Source organism: Streptosporangium subroseum (genome assembly GCF_900188345.1).
GTDB classification, from domain to species: Bacteria; Actinomycetota; Actinomycetes; order Streptosporangiales; family Streptosporangiaceae; genus Streptosporangium; species Streptosporangium subroseum.
This window is the reverse complement of record NZ_FZOD01000005.1, coordinates 119,056-136,547: the sequence shown is the minus strand read 5'-3', so window position 1 is coordinate 136,547 and position 17,492 is coordinate 119,056. Positions and strand designations below refer to the sequence as shown.

Sequence of the window (17,492 nt, the reverse complement as noted above, 5' to 3'; positions counted from 1 at the left end):
GCGGGAGGTGCCGCCTGTGCGTGTCCGGAAATCATTCCATCGAGCAACAAAAGGACGCGCACATGACGACCCCGGCCCGGCCTGCCAACCGCCACCACAAGCGCCCGCGTGGCGAAGGTCAGTGGGCTCTCGGCTACAGCGAGCCTCTGAACAAGAATGAGGAGAACAAGAAGAACGATGACGGGCTCAACGTCCGTCAGCGGATCATCGACATCTACTCCAAGCGCGGCTTCGACTCCATCGACCCGGCCGACCTGCGGGGCCGGATGCGCTGGTACGGGCTCTACACCCAGCGCAAGCCCGGGATCGACGGCGGCAAGACCGCGATCCTGGAGCCGGAGGAGCTCGACGACCGTTACTTCATGCTCAGGGTCAGGATCGACGGCGGCCGGCTCAACCTGGCGCAGCTGCGCGTCATCGCCGACATCTCCAACATCTACGGCCGGGGCACCGCGGACGTCACCGACCGGCAGAACATCCAGCTCCACTGGATCGAGATCGAGGCCGTCCCCGACATCTGGGAGCGGCTGGAGTCGGTGGGCCTGTCCACCACCGAGGCCTGCGGCGACACCCCGCGCGTCATCCTGGGCTGTCCGCTCGCCGGGATCGACACCGAGGAGCTCATCGACCCGACCGAGCTGATCCGCGAGATCTACGACACCTACATCGGCAACCCCGCGTTCTCCAACCTGCCGCGCAAGTTCAAGTCCGCGCTGAGCGGCTGCCCGGCGCACTGCACCGTGCACGAGATCAACGACGTGGCGTTCGTGGGCGTCGTCAACGCACGCGGCGAGAAGGGCTACGACCTGTGGGTGGGCGGCGGCCTGTCCACCAACCCGATGCTGGCCAAGCGGCTGGGCGTCTTCCTGACCCCGGAGCAGGTCGCCCCCGCCTACGGCGGCGTGATCGGCATCTTCCGTGACTACGGCTACCGCCGCCTGCGGCACCGGGCCCGGATCAAGTTCCTGATCAACGACTGGGGCGCCGAGAAGTTCAGGGAGATCCTCGAGACCGAATACCTCGGTTACGCCCTGCCCGACGGCCCCGCGCCCGAGCAGCCCCGCGGCGGGCGCAGGGATCACGTGGGCGTCTTCAAGCAGAAGGACGGCAACTTCTACGTCGGCTTCGCCCCCAAGGTCGGCCGCCTCGACGGCGACAAGCTGCACATGATCGCCGACATCGCCGAGCGGCACGGCTCGGACCGGGTGCACACCACGGTCGAGCAGAAGATGGTCATCCTCGACGTGGCGCCCGACCAGGTCGACGGCATCGTCGCCGAGCTGGAGGCCAACGACCTGCGGGTCAAGCCCTCCACCTTCCGCCGCCAGACGATGGCCTGCACCGGCATCGAGTTCTGCAAGCTGGCGATCGTCGAGACCAAGGCTCTCGCGGCCAACCTGATCGATGAGCTGGAGGAGCGCCTTCCGGACTTCAAGGACCCGCTGACCATCAACGTCAACGGCTGCCCCAACTCCTGCGCGCGCATCCAGGTCGCCGACATCGGCCTCAAGGGCCAGCTCGTCGTCAACGACAAGGGCGAGCAGGTCGAGGGCTTCCAGGTCCACCTGGGCGGCTCGCTGGGCGTCAACCCCGGCTTCGGCCGCAAGGTCCGCGGCCTGAAGGCCACCGCCGAGGAGCTTCCCGACTACGTGGAGCGCGTCGTCACGAACTTCGAGAAGCAGAAGGACGAGGGCGAGACCTTCGCCGCCTGGGTCCAGCGCGCCGACGAGGCAGACCTCAAATGACCGAGCGAGCTGTTCCCTTCCACTGCCCCTACTGCGGTGACGAGGATCTCGAACCCTACGAAGGTGACGGCGGCTGGTACTGCCGCTCCTGTGTCCGCGCTTTCAAGCTGAAGTTTCTGGGAATCGGAGTGCGATCATGACCACCCTGGTGGACGTCGAAGTCGGATTACGGCAGCAGCGCGGCGCGCTCGATTTGCAGGACATCGTCGAGTCGGCCGCGCGTTTCCTGGAGGACGCCTCCGCCCTTGAGATCATCCGCTGGGCGGCGGCCACCTTCGGCGACCGGCTCTGCCTCACCGCGTCGATGAGTGACGCCCTGCTGATCGACCTGGTCAGCCGGGTCAAGCCGGGCGTGGACGTGCTGTTCATCGACACCGGTTACCACTTCGCCGAGACGATCGGCACCCGTGACGCCGTTCAGCAGGTCTATGACGTGAACGTGATCGACGTGAAGCCGTCCCGGACGGTCGCCGAGCAGGAGCGCGACCTCGGCCCCCGCCTGTTCGGGCGCAACCCCGACCTCTGCTGCTACCTGCGCAAGGTCGAGCCGCTCAACCGGGCGCTGGAGCCGTACCTCGCCTGGGTCTCCGGCATCCGCCGCGACGAGGCCGTCACCCGCGCCGGCATCAAGGTCGTGGAGTGGGACGCCAAGCGCCAGATGGTGAAGATCAACCCGATCGCCGCGTGGACGCAGGAAGACGTCGACAACTACATGGCCGACAACGGCGTGCTCATCAACCCCCTGCACTACGACAACTACCCCTCGATCGGCTGCGCCCCCTGCACCCGCCAGGTCGCTCCCGGAGAGGACCCGCGCAGCGGTCGCTGGGCCGGACTGGGCAAGACGGAATGCGGTCTGCATCTATGACGTGGCGTGCCCCCGGCACCGCGCCCACGATCCCGTTGATCGCGGTGGCGCACGGGTCGCGTGACCCGCGCGCCGCCGCGACGGTGGAGAGCCTGCTCGACCTCCTGCGCCGGGCGCGCCCGGAGATCCCCGTGCGCACCGCCTACCTCGACCACGCTCCCCCGACGCTCGGAATGGCGCTGTCCGGGCTGGCCGAGGCCGTGGTGCTGCCGCTGCTGCTCACCGAGGCCTACCACAGCCGCGTGGACATCCCCGGTGCGCTCGCCGAGGCGACGGCCCGCCGGCCGCTGCTGCGCGTGCACAGGGGCGCCACGCTGGGCCCGCATCCGCTGCTGGTCACCGCGCTGGAGCGGCGTCTGGCCGAGGCGGGGGTGGAGGCCGGTGACCCCGGCACCGCCGTGGTGCTGGTCTCGGCCGGCTCCAGCGACCGGCGCGCCAACGCGACGATCGCCCGGATCGCCCGAGAGTGGGCCGGGCTGCGCGGATGGTGGTCGGTGACCACCGCCTACGCCTCGGCCGCAGAGCCCACCCCCGAGCAGGAGGTCCGGCGGCTCGTCGAGGCCGGGGCGCCGCGCGTGGTCGTGGCCCCCTACCTGCTGGCCCCTGGCTACTTCGCCGACAAGATCCGCGCCACGACCCTGGCCGCGGGCGCCGAGGTCGTCGCCGACGTGCTGGGCGCCGCCCCGGAACTCGCGACCGTGCTGCTCGAACGGTACGAGCAGGCCGTGCAACGGGAGAAGAACTTCGCGACGGCCTGAACGGCACGCCGTCAGGGAATGGTCGGAGGCATCGTCGACTCCTTGTCGCACCGGAGCCGGACGATCTCTCCGGTGTCCGGGTCGACCTGGATGACGTTGTCGCGGCACCCCGGGGCGCCCATTCGCTCGACGTTGACGCCCCACTCGAGGTCGAACCGCTTGCTCGCCGCCAGCAGTTGCTCGACATCCGCCGTGCCGGAGACCTGTTCCGGGGTCTGTGCGTCGGTCCGCAGTACGGCGCCGGCCACGATGTGCTCGGAAGCTCGATCGTCCTGCGGTCGATCCCAATTGATCATGTAGGTCAGACCGTTCTTCCCACCGCAGGGGCCGGCATTGACCAGTTTCCCGTCAATCCAGAGCGCGGCCTTCATCAGCGTTCCGGAGCACCACAGACTCACGGAGAACTGCGAGGACCCTGTCGAGACGGTGAACTCCTTGCGGGCCCCGCCTTCCTTGTATCGTCTGTTGGCCAACATATCCAGGAGTATCGGTCCTCCCACAGCGGTGGAGACGACCCTGGGCGTCTGCGTGGGCTGGGCCATCACGCCGGTCCAGATGTCCTCCGGCACCACCGTGTTCCTCACCTGCGGCACGGTGAACGCCAGACCCGCGACGATCCCCAGGCCCGCCACCGCACCCACGACCCGCAGGCGGCGGCGTTTGATCACGCGGACGCGCCGATCGACGTCGGCGACGGTCACGCCCCTGTGCCGATCCTCGCGTCCCTCCCCGGTCAGGATCTCGCGCAGCTCGGATTCGGTGATCGTCATCTCAGCTCCCCGTGGTGATCGCGGCGATCGCCGCGGGATCGACGCGTAGTTTGGCCAGGGCCCGGCTGGCCTGGCTGCGGACGGTCGCCGCCGAGCAGCCGAGGATCTCGGCGATCTGCGGGTCCGGCAGGTCGGCGAAGTAGCGCAGGACGATCACGGCTCGCTGCTTATCGGGCAGGCCGGTCAGAACCTGCCGTACGGCCTCACGCGCCCCGAGTTCGCCCGTCTCGTCCTGCCCCACCACTTCGGGCAGGATCTCGCTGGGCACCTCTCCCCGCCATCTGCGCCGCCACCAGGAGGCGTGGGTGTTGGCGAGGATGCGGTAGACGTACGGGTCGGGGTTGTCGCCCACCCGCCGCCAGGCCATCCACGCCTTGGCCAGAGCCGTCTGCAGCAGATCCTCCGCCGTACCCCAGTCTCGGCACAGCAGGTAGGCGGTCTGCAGCAGACGGGCCGAGCGCTGCTCCACATAGCGCTCGAAGTCGGCCCGGTCTCGCATTCGGGATCCTCACTGTTCGGTGTCCATCACCGATCACTACGCTCCGGCCCCGTGAAGACGTTGCACGCATTCCCGATGCGTTTCAACCGGAGGTGCGGAAAGCGCCGCCGTGACGCCGGTTTCCACAAATCCGGAGGACCCCGCGAGTAGTGACGGGATGCCCATCTGCGTCACTCCGGCCAGGCGATCGACGGAAGCCGCCCCGCCGGGCATGAAATGGGGACACGGAAAGGTGGGCGTGACGGCGCGAGCGTGAGAGCGCGAAGAAGGCACGGGGCGAGGCCCGCGCGAGGGTCGTCTACGGCGCTGCCGTCCGAAGCCGGCAGCGCCGGCCGTCAGCGATCCCGTCGCCGGCGGTCCTCCCTGCGGTCCTCCCGCCGGGAGCGCTGCCGGTACGGGTAAGCCGGCTGCTGGGAGTACTGCTCGTACGGGTACGGCGCCTGCGCGGGAGGTTGCTGTCCGTAAAGCCCGGGGTACGGAGGGTGCTGCGGCTCGCCCATGAGCTCGCCTCGTATCTCCCGCCACTGCTCCCGCCAGGCGGCCCAGGCCTTCTTGACGGGCTCGGCGCGCGAGTCGCCGATCACCTTGACGTCGCCCATGATGGCGTACGCCTTGACCCGGATGAGCGGGACGTTCATGCCCGGGGGCGCCTCGATGACCTGGACCTTCTTGTCGCCCATGATCGCGATGCCCTCGAGGTCGACGTCCACGCCGTCCGGGACGATGATCTTCACGTCGCCCATGACCGCGGTGGCCACGATGTCCACCACCCCGCTCCGGACCTCGGCCTGGCGCAGGTCGAGCACAACGTCGCCCATCACGGCCACCGCGCCGAGCGGCTTGTCGATCCGCCACTTTCCGCGCCGCTTGGAGTCGCCCATCACGGCCACGAACCAGCGTCGCGTCCGGCCCTGTTGCTCCGCCGGAGCCTGGGCGGACGCGTAGGCGGGCGCGGGCATCGGGGCCTGGCCGGCCAGGGGCAGGTCCGAGGTGACCACCGCCAGCTCCGCCTGGGTGACGGCGGTGTAGGCCGCCTCCGTGCGCTCGCTCAGCTCGCCAAGGGTGAGACGCCCCTCGACGGACGCGACGCGCAAACGCTCGACCGCGGCTTCCCGCTCGGCGTCCGAGGCCCGCATTGCACCAGGGTCGTTCATGACACACAACATATCTCGACTTGTCTTCGCGGGGGATCCCTCAAAGGGAGGAAGCGTCATCCGTATTCCGGACGGCGTACGTCCCCCAGGTCCCGCGAACCCGGACCGAGCCGATCGGCCGAGCTCAACCGTACGGTTGGGCTGGACGACCGGGACGAGCGGCCGAGGTGTGCGATGCGCTCGCCGTACGGCCAGTCCGGGCGGTCGTGCCCGCCATACGGCCGGGGCGGGTGACCGAGCCGGGTGGTCGGGCTCGCGGTACGACCAAGACGTGCGGTCAGGACGCGCGACCGAGCCGGGCGATTGTGGCAACCCTCCGAGGTGTGCGTCTGGGCCCGGCGGACACCGCCTATGATCCGGAGACATGTACCAAGAACTTCTGGACGCGGTGACGGGGAACGACGCCGAGCGGGTCGAGCACCTGCTCCAGAGCGGCACGAGCGCCGACCCGGACGGCGCGGACGAGACAACGGCGCTCTATCTGGCCGCGATGCGGGGCCGCCTGCCGATCGTGCGGGCCCTGCTCGCCCACGGGGCCGACCCCAACCGGCTCAGCGGCGGCGAGGACGAGGGGCTGCCCCTGTCCGGGGCCGCGGCGTGGGATCACACCGAGGTCGTGGAGACGCTGCTGGCCGCCGGGGCCGATGCGGCCGGGCGGGAGAGCGACGGGTGGAGCGCCCTGCTCTGGGCCGCCTCCAACGGACGGGCCGACGCGCTGCGGGTGCTCCTGGAGGCCGGGGCCGACGCCGAGGACGCCAACGAGAGCGGTGAGACCGCGCTCACCCTGGCGACCCGGCGCGGAGCCCTGGGCGCCGTGCGCGTGCTGCTGGAGGCGGGAGCCGACCCGGCACGCTCGGACGGCGAGGGTGACACGCCGCTGATCATCGCCAACGACTGGCTCGGCACCCAGCTGGAGAGCGCCCTGCTGGAGCAGCTCACCGAGCAGGCCCCCGAGGACTCCCAGTTCGTCATCGGCCGCACCCGCGCCAAGGACGGCACCGACCTGGTGACCGTCGCGGCCGTGGGCCCCGACGGGACCCGCACCGCCGAGCTCCAGTGCCAGCGCGGCCACGCCGCCATCGCGACCTTGCTGGAGGACGCGACGAACGAGCCGCAGCCGTTCGACGACCTGGTCGAGCGGGCGCTGCCGTACCGGGACGTCGACGAGGAGGCCGAGACCTGGTGGACCGTGGCGAGCTCGCTGAGCCGGCGCGGTGACCAGGAGACCTTCGACGCCCTGGCTCGGCTGAGCGTCAGCGAGGACCCGCGCAAGCGGGAGTTCGCCGTCGACGTGCTCGCCGAGTTCGGGTTCGCCGAGGGAGAGAAGCCCTACCTGGAGGACACGCTGCCGATCCTCCGGCGGATGGCGGCCACCGAGGGTGACGAGCGGGTGCTGCGCTCGGTGCTCGGTGCGCTCGGTCACCACGCCGACCCGCGGTCCCTGCCCGAGGTGCTGGAGATCATCACCGCCGAAGGCTGGGTCCGCACCCAGGCCGATCCCGCCGCGCTGGCCGCCGTCCTGCCGCAGGGACACGCCGAGGGACTCGCGCTGCTCATCTCGATGACCGAGGACTCCGATGAGGAGGTGCGCGACTGGGCGACCATGGGGCTGGCGGGCCTGCAGGAGGACACCGAGCAGATCCGCGACGCGCTGGCCGCCCGGCTCGACGACGAGGACCTGAACACGGTGGCCGAGGCCACTCGCGGCCTGGCCGTCCGGGGCGACGGGCGCGCCCAGAGGGGTGCGGACCGCGTGCTCGCGGAGAGCGACGAGGACGACGACTACATCCGCGACCTGGTCAAGAACCCCTGACCTACGGGGGATTCATCGGGATCCACCTCCCTCGGCGAGGTGGATCCCGGAGCGGGAACAGGCCTCGGGGCGAAACAGGATCCCGGGCAGGACGGCTCCGGTGAAACCGGGTTCCGGGCGAGACGGGTCACGGCGAGACCGGCTTCTGGACGGAAGCAGGTCTGGGGCGAAACCGATCGTGGGGCGGAACGGGTTCCAGCGGGGCCCTGCCTCTCGTCGACATCATGTTCGCGAGTCAGACATCTGATCTCCACGCGGGTGGGTGGATGCGAGCAGAATGCTGAGATGAGGGACAGGACCCGATAAGGGGTTCAGGCGAGTTCATCGGAGGCCGTACGTGACCCATGACGTCTTCAACCAGGCTCCCCCGTTCAGCGGTCATGACGTGTTCGCGGACGCCACGCTGGTGGCCGGCGTGACGCGCGAGGGCGCAGGCTGGGCCACCGGCGAGCTGCACCGGCTCGGCATTCTCGCCGGGTCGGAGCAGGCCATGGAGTGGGGACGGCTGGCGAACGAGCATCCGCCCGTCCTGCGCACCCACGACCGGTACGGCAGGCGGATCGACGAGGTCGAGTTCCATCCCGCCTGGCACGAGCTGATGACCGTCGCGGTCGAGAACGGCATGCACGCCACCCCGTGGTCGAGCGCCAGGCCGGGCTCGCACATGGCCCGCGCGGCCAAGTTCTACATCTGGAGCCAGGTCGAGTCGGGACACGGCTGCCCGATCTCGATGACCTACGCCTCGATCGCCGCGCTGCGTCACACTCCCGCGCTCGCGGCGGACTGGGAGCCCCTGCTGGCCTCCCGGAGCTACGATTTCGGGCTGCGCCCGCCGCTCGGCAAGCGCGGCGTGCTCGCCGGGATGGCGATGACCGAGAAGCAGGGCGGCTCCGACGTCCGCGCCGGCACCACCCGCGCCGAGCCGCTGAGCGACGGCGGCTACGCCCTGACGGGGCACAAGTGGTTCAACTCCGCCCCGATGTGCGACGTGTTCCTGGTCCTCGCCCAGGCCCCCGGCGGGCTGTCGTGCTTCCTGCTCCCCCGGGTCCTGCCCGACGGCAGCCGCAACGCCGTGCATCTGATGCGGCTGAAGGACAAGCTGGGCAACAGGTCCAACGCCAGTGCCGAGGTGGAGTATCACGGTGCGACCGCCTGGCTGGTGGGCGAGGAGGGCCGGGGCGTGCGGACCATCCTGGAGATGGTCAACCTGACGCGGCTGGACTGCGTGATCGGTTCCGCCGCCGGCATGCGGTACGGCGTGACGCGGGCCGTCCACCACACCAGGCACCGCGGCGCGTTCGGCAGGAAGCTGATCGACCAGCCTCTGATGCGCAACGTCCTGGCCGATCTGGCCCTGGAGTCGGAGGCGGCGACCGTCCTGATGACGAGGCTGGCCGGGGCCACCGACCGGGCCATCGCCGGGAACCAGGCCGAGAGCGCGCTGCGCCGTACCGCGCTGGCCGTCGGCAAGTACTGGGTGTGCAAGCGCGCCCCCGTCCACGCGGCCGAGGCGCTGGAGTGCCTGGGCGGCAACGGTTACGTGGAGGAGTCGCAGATGCCCCGGCTGTTTCGCGAGTCGCCGCTGAACGGCATCTGGGAGGGCTCGGGGAACGTCGCGGCACTGGACGTGCTGCGCGCCCTGGGCCGCGAGCCCGAGGCGCAGGAGGCGTTCTTCTCGGAGATATCGCTCGCGGCCGGCGCCGACCGGCGGCTGGACGACGCCGCCGACCGCCTGCGCAAGTCCCTCGGCGACGGCGCCGACCTCGAGGTCAGGGCCCGGCGCATCGCCGAGGACATGGCCCTGGTCCTGCAGGGTTCCCTGCTCGTACGGTTCGCGCCCCCGGCCGTCGCCGACGCCTTCTGCGTCTCCCGCCTGTCCGGTGATTCGGGCCGCGCCTTCGGCACCCTGCCTCCGGGTCTGGACCTGGACGCCCTCATCGACCGGGCCGCGATCGCCCCGGCCCCGGCGTCCTCGATGGGACCTCGGTGACTCCCGCGGACCCCTGTGACGACCATCACCTTCCCGAAGCGGTTAAGGGGTGCTCCGGGGAGCGGCTCCGTGATCTCGGCGAGTAAGGTCGTGCATGGCTAACGCTTCGTGATCGAAAGGACAATCGCCATGGCGACGACACGCACCGCGACAACTCAGTGGAAGGGCGCGCTGCTCGACGGGTCGGGCACCGTCTCTCTGGACACCTCCGGAGTGGGCACGTTCGACGTGTCCTGGGCCTCGCGGGCCGAGCAGGCCAACGGCAAGACCTCCCCGGAGGAGCTCATCGCGGCCGCGCACTCCTCGTGCTTCTCGATGGCTCTGTCCCACGGGCTGGCTCAGGCGGGCACCCCGCCGCAGTCGGTGGAGACCAAGGCCGATGTGACCTTCCAGCCGGGTGAGGGCATCACCGGGATCGTCCTGTCGGTCCGCGCCCAGGTTGACGGCCTGTCGGCCGAGGACTTCCAGCAGGCGGCCGAGACGGCCAAGGCCAACTGCCCGGTGAGCAAGGCTCTCACCGGCACGACGATCACCCTCAACGCAGAGCTGCTGAGCTGATCACCCCCTTCCGCGACCACGCACGCCCCATCCGAGCGTGCGTGGTCGCGTGACGGGTGGCGGAAAGGCTTCGCATGCGCGGCGGCCCCACCCCGAAACCTCGTACCGGGAGTCACGCCCCTCCGCACGCCGAGGCCCCGCCCACGGGACCTCCCACCCCGGGGTTCCCAGGTCAGAGCCCTGCAATCATGCGTCGCGTCCGGCCACTTCGAGCGCATACACTCAGGCGACCCGCACCCCCGCGGACACAGCCGTCCGGAAGACCGAGGCAGCCGACACCGTGCGCGCGTCCGGGCCGACCTGTCCGGAGGCCGCCCGAGGTGGCCACGCATCCGACAAGAAGAGCAAGCAGAGCAGGCAACACGAAGACCCGCAATACCTCGTGAGCTCCCCCGACGCAGCGGCAAGGTGGGTCAGGTCAGCCTTGGCCTCCGAATTTTCCTGCCAAAGGGTGACAACAGCGACAACATGCTGCACACGAGGGCCAAACTGGAGGAGAATAGGGCCACATGCGCGAAGTCTGGCCGGGAGAATCGTATCCACTCGGTGGCACCTGGGATGGCGTGGGCACCAACTTCTCGGTGTTCTCCGAGGTGGCCGAGCGGGTCGAACTGTGCCTTTTCGGAGATGACGGCCGCGAAGAACGCATTGACATGCCCGAGGTGGATGGATTCGTCTGGCACGGTTTCTTCCCCGGGGTCATTCCCGGGCAGCGGTACGGCTACCGCTTCCACGGCCCCTACGACCCTTCCCAGGGGCACAGGTGCAACCCCTCCAAGCTGCTTCTCGACCCCTATGCCAAGGCCATCGAGGGTGATCTGGAGTGGAACGAGGCGCTCTTCTCCTACCAGTTCACCGATCCGAGCAGCCGCAACAACGACGACACGGCCCCCTTCATGCCGAAGAACGTGGTGGTCAACCCGTTCTTCGAGTGGGGCAACGACCGGCTGCCCCGCACGCCGTACCACCAGACCGTGATCTATGAGGCGCATGTGCGCGGGCTCACCATGCGTCACCCCGCCGTGCCCGAGGAACAGCGCGGCACCTACGCGGGGCTGAGCCATCCGGCGGTCATCGATCACCTGCTGAGCCTGGGCGTCACCGCGGTCGAGCTGATGCCGGTGCACCAGTTCGTGCCCGAGCACGCGATGGTCGCCCGGGGGCTGACGAACTACTGGGGCTACAACACCATCGCCTACCTGGCCCCGCATGCCGCCTACTCCAGTTCGGGGCAGCGCGGCGAGCAGGTGCTGGAGTTCAAGGCGATGGTGCGGGCGCTGCACGAGGCCGGGATCGAGGTCATCCTCGACGTGGTCTACAACCACACGGCCGAGGGCGACCACATGGGGCCGACCCTGGCCTTCCGCGGCATCGACAACGCGGCCTACTACCGGCTGCACGACGGCGACCGGCGCTACTACCTCGACTACACCGGGTGTGGAAACTCCCTCAACGTCCGTTCGCCGCACGCGCTGCAGCTCATCATGGACTCGCTGCGCTACTGGGTCCTGGAGATGCACGTCGACGGGTTCCGGTTCGACCTGGCCGCCGCTCTCGCCCGCGAGCTGCACGACGTCGACCGGCTGAGCGCGTTCTTCGACCTGATCCAGCAGGACCCGGTGATCTCCCAGGTGAAGCTGATCGCCGAGCCGTGGGACGTGGGCCCCGGCGGCTACCAGGTCGGCAACTTCCCGCCGCTCTGGACGGAGTGGAACGGGAAGTACCGCGACAGCGTGCGCGACTTCTGGCGCGGGAACGGGTCCGCGCTGCCCGAGTTCGCCTCCCGGCTGACCGGATCCGCGGACCTCTACGCTCTCTCCGGCCGCCGCCCCGTGGCCTCCATCAACTTCGTCACCTGCCACGACGGGTTCACGCTGACCGATCTGGTCTCCTACAACCGCAAGCACAACGAGGCCAACGGGGAGAACAACCGCGACGGCACCGACGACAACCGGTCGTGGAACTGCGGGGCCGAGGGCCCGGTGGAGGACCCGGAGATCGTGCGCCTACGCCGGCGCCAGCGCCTCAACTTCCTGACCACCCTGTTCATCTCCCAGGGCGTGCCGATGATGCTGGCGGGCGACGAGTTCGGCCGGACCCAGGAGGGCAACAACAATGCCTACTGCCAGGACAACGAGATCTCCTGGGTCGACTGGTCGCTGGCCAAGACCGAGGAAGACCTCCTGGACTTCGTCAGGGTCCTGTCCAAGCTGCGGCGCAGGCACCCGGTCTTCCAGCGGCGCCGGTTCTTTCACGGCCGCAAGGCCGAGGACGGCACGCGCGACATCGTCTGGCTCACCCCTGCCGGAGAGGAGATGTCCGCCTCGGACTGGCACACCGGTTACGCCAAGTCACTGGTCGTCTTCCTGAACGGCAACGCCATCACCGAGCCGGGCCCGCGCGGTGAGCAGATCGTGGACGACTCGTTCCTGCTTCTGATCAACGCCCATCACGAGGACATGACCTTCACCCTTCCCGAGGCGAAATACGGCAAGAAGTGGCAGATGGTGCTGGACACCGCCGACGAGACGCTGAAGGATCGGCCGGTTCCCAATGCGTTCTGGGTGCCGGAAGGCGCGGTCGAGGTGGCCTCGCACTCCATACAGATCCTTCACTGCCCCAGGATCCATGGAGCCTCACCGGACTCCGCGCCTAGACTCCGGACGCGACCGCGGCGGTGAGCAGCACCAGGACGAACGTCGTGAGCCCGGCCGCGCCGTGCAGCAGGACAGCGATCATGGGGAAGCGCTGCTCTGCGCCGCGGGCGTGACGGCCGCCGCCCAGCCAGCGGGTGAACATGGTGAAACCCAGTAGCGCGGACGTCGCGAGTACCCCGAACGACAGCCACGCGAGAACGCGCTCCGAGGTGAGCACGTAGGCGACCCAGCAGAGCAGCGCGGAAACCGCCAGGACCGGATGGGCGAGGATCAGCAGGGTGGGGAACCGAGTCACCTTCGTCGCCTGCTGGCGCAGTCCTCCCCCGGAGATCCACAGGTAGAGCAGGTAGATCCCCACCATCGCAGTGATCAACCACGTCACGATCGCGACCAGCCCCACGCAATCCTCCAGGTCTCCAGTCACGAATCATGTAACGAGAGTCAACAGAAGTCACTAGAAGTGTCGAATCCGTTATCGATCACGCGGAGAAACACGTACAGATCACTGCTGTGTCAAAGTGGGGAGATGCGCCTCATCCATCCCGCGAGCTCAGACGACGTCGACCTGTCACAGGTCTACGCCTATCCTGACCGTCCGTGCGTCAGGGTCAACATGGTGGCCAGCGCCGATGGCGGGACCTGGCTGAAGGGCCTGTCCGGCGGCCTGTCCGGCGGAGGCGACCGGCAGATCTTCGGGGTGCTGCGCGGGCTGGCCGACGTCATCGTGGCCGGCGCGGCGACCGTGCGGACCGAGGGGTACGGCCCGGCCAGGCCGAGAAAGTCGTGGCATCCCCTGCGGGAGGGACGGACGGCCGTCCCCCCCGTGGCCGTCATCACCCGGCGGCTGGACCTGGATCTGGCCAGCCCCCTGTTCACCGAGGCGGAGCCGTACGCCCGGACGATCATCATCACCTGCGGCGCGGCGCCCCCGGAGCGACGCCGGGAGGCCGCCGCGCACGCCGAGGTGATCGTGGCCGGGGGTGAGCGGGTGGATATGGCGCTGGCCGTGAAGGAGCTCGGCGACCGCGGCCTGAGCCGGGTGCTGTGCGAGGGCGGCTCGAAGATCAACGGTCAGCTCGCCGCGGCGGATCTGATCGGCGATCTCTGCCTCACGGTGAGCCCGATACTGATCGGCGGGGACGCCTCCCGGATCCTCAACGGCCCGGCCGCGCTCAGCCAGCTCCGCCTGGTCCACGTCCTGGAGGACGAGGGATTCCTCTTCACCAGATACACCCGGGAGTCCTGAGCCCGTACTCCGATCATCGCGGGCCCGCGTCGCACGAAGGGTCGCCGGGGGCGGGCCGGGGCGGGGCGCGGCCGGGGAAGTCGAGGATCGGTCCGACGATCTCGCCGACGCCGGATCACGGCACGGTGACGGAGCGCCCCATCGGGGGCGGCCTCCGGGCAGGATGAGGGAATGAACCTGCCGATAGCCCCGCCGGTGGCGCCGATGCTGGCCAAGCCCGTCAAGATCCTGCCCTCGCAGGACGGCACCTTCTTCTACGAGCCCAAGTGGGACGGTTTCCGGTGCATCGTGTTCCGCGACGGGGACGAGGTCTATCTCGGCAGCCGCAACGAGCGGCCTTTCACCCGCTATTTCCCCGAGCTGGTCGAGGCGGTGAGAGCGGAGCTGCCCGACCGGGTGGTGGTGGACGGGGAGATCGTCATCCGCGGCGGCCAGGTGCTCGACTTCGAGGCCCTGCAGCAACGCATCCACCCGGCCGCCTCGCGGGTGAGGTTGCTGGCCGAGCAGACCCCGGCGTCGTTCGTCGCCTTCGACCTGCTGGCCCTGGGTGAGGAGTCCCTGATGGACGCCCCGTTCTCGGCGCGTCGCGAACGGCTGGAGTCGATCTTCGGCGGGGCGGGTGACGCCATACGGCTGACGCCGGTCACGACGTCCGAGGAGCAGGCGGCCGGGTGGTTCGAGACGTTCGAGGGCGCGGGGCTGGACGGCATCGTGGCCAAGCCGGGTGGCCTGCCGTACCAGCCGGACAAGAGGGTGATGCTCAAGGTCAAGCACGAACGGAGTGCCGACGTCGTGGTGGCGGGATATCGGCTGCACAAGTCGGGCCCGGTGGTCGGGTCCCTGCTTCTGGGGCTCTACGACACGCAGGGCGAGCTCCGCCACGTCGGCGTCGCGGCGGCGTTCCCGATGAAACGCCGGTCCGAGATGGTCGAGGAGCTCGCTCCCTACGTGAGCCACGACGCCCACCCCTGGAGCGCCGAGTCCCTGCCCGGCGCGCTCTCCAAGTGGAGCGCGTCCAAGGATCTGTCGTTCGTGCCCATGAGGCCCAAGCTGGTGATCGAGGTCGCCTACGACCACATGGAGGGGCATCGGTTCCGGCACACCGCCCAGTTTCGCCGCCTGCGCCCTGACCGCGCCCCCGAGTCATGCACCTACGAGCAGCTCGAGCATCCGGTCTCCTACGACCTGGACGACATCCTGGCCCGCTGAGACCTCGTTCGCACGGACGATGGACAGGGGCGCAAAGAAGCGATATATCTCGACTATGGCACGATCATCCTCCTCCGGCGACGAATTACGCGCCTCGCTCGCAGCCCGCCGAGACCTCGGACCCGACTACGAAGACTCCCTCGTCGAGGGCTTCCTGGAGAAGATGGACCAGGAGATCGACCGGCGGGTGGACGACCGGGTCGCCGCCCGCGTCCGCAAGGAGAGCCCGCCGGTCCGCCCCTCCGTGGACGCCGGCCAGCGGCTGGCGCTGGCGATCATCTCCCTCGCGTTCGGCGTGCCCGGGACGATAGCGATCTCCTTCAGCGGCCTGAGCGGCCCGTTCCTCGGGTTCGTGCTCGTGCTTCTCTGGGTCGGCATCCTCGGGGTGAACGCGTCCTTCACCCTCGGGCGGCGCCACCACTAGCGGGGTCGATCGCTCACTCCGGATCGTGCCGGGCCTTGCTGGGCTGGACCCGCTTCGGCTCGCCGGGCATCTTCGGGTAGTTCGGCGGATAGGGCATGTCCTGCCGGCCGTCGCGCTCGAACCGCTCCAGGAGGAGCTCGATCGAGAAGGCCTGATCGTCGATCGCGGCGTGCACGTCTCCCAGCTTCGCGAACCTGGCGGGGACCGTGCGAATGTCGAAGTCGCGCGGGTCGGCGTCCGCGAGCTCGTTCCAGGTCAGCGGCGTGGAGACCGGGGCGTGCGGCTTGGCCCGCACCGAGTAGGCGCTGGCCACGGTCCGGTCGCGGGCGTTCTGGTTGTAGTCGATGAAGACCCGCTCCCCGCGCTCCTCCTTCCACCACGCGGTGGTGGCCAGGTCGGGCACCCGGCTCTCCACCTCGCGGGCGAGGGCGATCCCGGCGTAGCGCACCTCGGTGAAATCCCAGCGCGGCTCGATCCGCACGTTGATGTGGATCCCCCGGCCGCCCGAGGTCTTGACGAAACCGATGATCCCGAGCTCGCTGAGAACCTCGTGAGTCGCGAAGGCCACCCTGCGCGCCTCGTCGAAACCGGTGCCGGGCTGCGGGTCGATGTCGATGCGCAGCTCGTCGGGATGGTCCACGTCGGAGGCGCGGACCTGCCAGGGGTGGAAGTCGATGGTCGCCAGGTTCGCGCAGTAGGCGATGGTGGCGAGCTCGGTCACCCGGATCGCCTCGGCGGTGCGTCCGCTGGGAAAGCGGATCTCGACCGTCTCCACCCAGTCGGGACGCTTGACGGGCGCGCGCTTCTGGTAGATCGCCTCGCCCTCCACCCCGTCCGGATGGCGCTTGAGATGGGTGGGCCGGTCGTACAGGGCGCGCAGGGCGCCTTCACCCACGCTGAGGTAGTACTCGACCAGTTCTCGCTTGGTCCCTCCGATTTCCGGAAAGTAGACCTTGTCAGGGTTCGTAACCTTGACGACCCTGTCCCCTACCGTGAACTCGATGTACGGCGACGCCATACACAAACCGTATCTTGCCGGGGCAGGTCCGCCCCGGAGCCGCCACGGCGGCGGGACCGGGCACTCAACGGGACGGACCGTCCGACCACCTGTCTCGCACTCCGGTTCCAGGCGCTGGCGCGCCACCTGGCCGGCGGCATTCTGACCGCTCCACAACCGGTGGGACGGCCGGACAGATGATCTCACCCCTCAAATGGAAGGCGAATCACCCTCCACATCTATAAAGACGCCAAATCGGTCATGAATGGATGCTTCGCCCTTCAAGATTTTTCCGGGCGCCCAGACCCGCGCCCCCGCCGCCGGAACGCTCCGATGACCGCATAGGCTTGAGAAATGGACAAGGTGGTCAAGAGCGACGCCGAATGGCGCGTCGAACTCTCTCCCGAGGAGTTTCACGTCCTCCGGCAGGCAGGTACCGAGCGCCCCTTCACCGGGGAGTACGTCGACACCAAGACCGAGGGCGTCTACAGCTGCAGGGCCTGCGGCGCCGAGCTGTTCCGGTCTGACACCAAGTTCGACAGCCACTGCGGCTGGCCGAGCTTCTACGAACCTTCGGAGTCCAAGGCGGTGACGCTGATCGAGGACCGCGCGCTCGGCATGACCCGCGTCGAGGTCCGGTGCGCGGCCTGTGACTCCCATCTCGGCCACGTCTTCCACGGCGAGGGCTACGCCACTCCCACCGACGACCGCTACTGCATCAACTCCGTCTCGCTGAGGCTGGAGCCCACCAAGTAAACCGGGTTTCACAGCCCTGACAACCGCACGCGAGCCCCGTCGGCCCCG

General features: G+C 69.2%; 16 protein-coding genes. 11 read left to right on the top strand and 5 right to left on the bottom strand.

The features are described from left to right. Positions 1-62 precede the first annotated feature (62 nt). From CHC08_RS07225 to CHC08_RS07210, 3 genes are all read left to right on the top strand, one after another. Positions 63-1,745, top strand: coding sequence for a nitrite/sulfite reductase (locus tag CHC08_RS07225; RefSeq protein ID WP_089206397.1), 1,683 nt, complete (start codon positions 63-65; stop codon positions 1,743-1,745). Positions 1,746-1,881: 136 nt separating this feature from the next. Then, positions 1,882-2,613 carry a phosphoadenylyl-sulfate reductase gene (locus CHC08_RS07215; protein WP_089206395.1) on the top strand — a complete coding sequence of 244 codons (732 nt, stop codon included), beginning with the start codon at positions 1,882-1,884 and terminating at the stop codon, positions 2,611-2,613. Further along, positions 2,610-3,371, top strand: a complete 762-nt coding sequence (locus CHC08_RS07210) for a sirohydrochlorin chelatase (RefSeq protein WP_245878178.1) — start codon at positions 2,610-2,612, stop codon at positions 3,369-3,371. The genes CHC08_RS07215 and CHC08_RS07210 overlap by 4 nt, the downstream gene beginning before the upstream one ends. An 11-nt stretch (positions 3,372-3,382) precedes the next feature. Here the strand turns inward: CHC08_RS07210 and CHC08_RS07205 are convergent, their stop codons facing one another. From CHC08_RS07205 to CHC08_RS07195, 3 genes are all read right to left on the bottom strand, one after another. Next, positions 3,383-4,141, bottom strand: a complete 759-nt coding sequence (locus tag CHC08_RS07205; RefSeq protein WP_089206393.1) for a hypothetical protein — start codon at positions 4,139-4,141, stop codon at positions 3,383-3,385. 1 nt (position 4,142) lies between these two features. Further along, positions 4,143-4,640, bottom strand: a complete 498-nt coding sequence (locus CHC08_RS07200; protein WP_089206392.1) for a SigE family RNA polymerase sigma factor — start codon at positions 4,638-4,640, stop codon at positions 4,143-4,145. Between the two features lie 335 nt (positions 4,641-4,975). Continuing rightward, the gene (locus CHC08_RS07195) at positions 4,976-5,794 is read right to left on the bottom strand and encodes a DUF1707 SHOCT-like domain-containing protein (protein WP_089206391.1); all 819 of its coding nucleotides are present in this window, start codon (positions 5,792-5,794) and stop codon (positions 4,976-4,978) included. 364 nt (positions 5,795-6,158) lie between these two features. Between CHC08_RS07195 and CHC08_RS07190 the strand changes: the two genes are divergently transcribed. The 4 genes from CHC08_RS07190 (at position 6,159) to glgX (ending at position 12,836) form a co-directional block, all read left to right on the top strand. Then, positions 6,159-7,607, top strand: coding sequence for an ankyrin repeat domain-containing protein (locus CHC08_RS07190; RefSeq protein WP_089206390.1), 1,449 nt, complete (start codon positions 6,159-6,161; stop codon positions 7,605-7,607). A 337-nt stretch (positions 7,608-7,944) separates the two neighbouring features. After that, positions 7,945-9,597, top strand: coding sequence for an isovaleryl-CoA dehydrogenase (locus CHC08_RS07185; protein WP_089206389.1), 1,653 nt, complete (start codon positions 7,945-7,947; stop codon positions 9,595-9,597). A gap of 129 nt (positions 9,598-9,726) precedes the next feature. Continuing rightward, positions 9,727-10,155, top strand: a complete 429-nt coding sequence (locus tag CHC08_RS07180; protein ID WP_089206388.1) for an OsmC family protein — start codon at positions 9,727-9,729, stop codon at positions 10,153-10,155. Between the two features lie 509 nt (positions 10,156-10,664). After that, entirely contained in the window at positions 10,665-12,836 is a 2,172-nt protein-coding gene (glgX, locus tag CHC08_RS07175; protein ID WP_089206387.1) for a glycogen debranching protein GlgX, read from the top strand. Here the strand turns inward: glgX and CHC08_RS07170 are convergent. Continuing rightward, a complete protein-coding gene (locus tag CHC08_RS07170) occupies positions 12,808-13,212 on the bottom strand; it encodes a hypothetical protein (protein ID WP_089206386.1) in 405 nt (134 codons plus the stop codon). The genes glgX and CHC08_RS07170 overlap by 29 nt on opposite strands. Positions 13,213-13,338: 126 nt before the next feature. Between CHC08_RS07170 and CHC08_RS07165 the strand changes: the two genes are divergently transcribed. The 3 genes from CHC08_RS07165 (at position 13,339) to CHC08_RS07155 (ending at position 15,691) form a co-directional block, all read left to right on the top strand. Beyond that, on the top strand, positions 13,339-14,058 hold the full coding sequence (locus CHC08_RS07165) for a pyrimidine reductase family protein (RefSeq protein WP_089206385.1): 720 nt from the start codon (positions 13,339-13,341) through the stop codon (positions 14,056-14,058). A 171-nt stretch (positions 14,059-14,229) separates the two neighbouring features. Further along, entirely contained in the window at positions 14,230-15,267 is a 1,038-nt protein-coding gene (locus CHC08_RS07160; protein WP_089206384.1) for an ATP-dependent DNA ligase, read from the top strand. Positions 15,268-15,322: 55 nt separating this feature from the next. Continuing rightward, positions 15,323-15,691 (top strand): hypothetical protein, encoded by a 369-nt coding sequence (locus CHC08_RS07155; protein WP_089206383.1) that lies wholly within the window; start codon positions 15,323-15,325, stop codon positions 15,689-15,691. A gap of 13 nt (positions 15,692-15,704) precedes the next feature. Here the strand turns inward: CHC08_RS07155 and ligD are convergent, their stop codons facing one another. Continuing rightward, positions 15,705-16,709 carry a non-homologous end-joining DNA ligase gene (gene ligD, locus CHC08_RS07150; RefSeq protein ID WP_089206382.1) on the bottom strand — a complete coding sequence of 335 codons (1,005 nt, stop codon included), beginning with the start codon at positions 16,707-16,709 and terminating at the stop codon, positions 15,705-15,707. Between the two features lie 333 nt (positions 16,710-17,042). Here ligD and msrB point away from each other — a divergent pair, with 333 nt between their 5' ends. Next, positions 17,043-17,444 (top strand): peptide-methionine (R)-S-oxide reductase MsrB, encoded by a 402-nt coding sequence (gene msrB / locus CHC08_RS07145; protein ID WP_089206381.1) that lies wholly within the window; start codon positions 17,043-17,045, stop codon positions 17,442-17,444. Positions 17,445-17,492 lie beyond the last annotated feature (48 nt).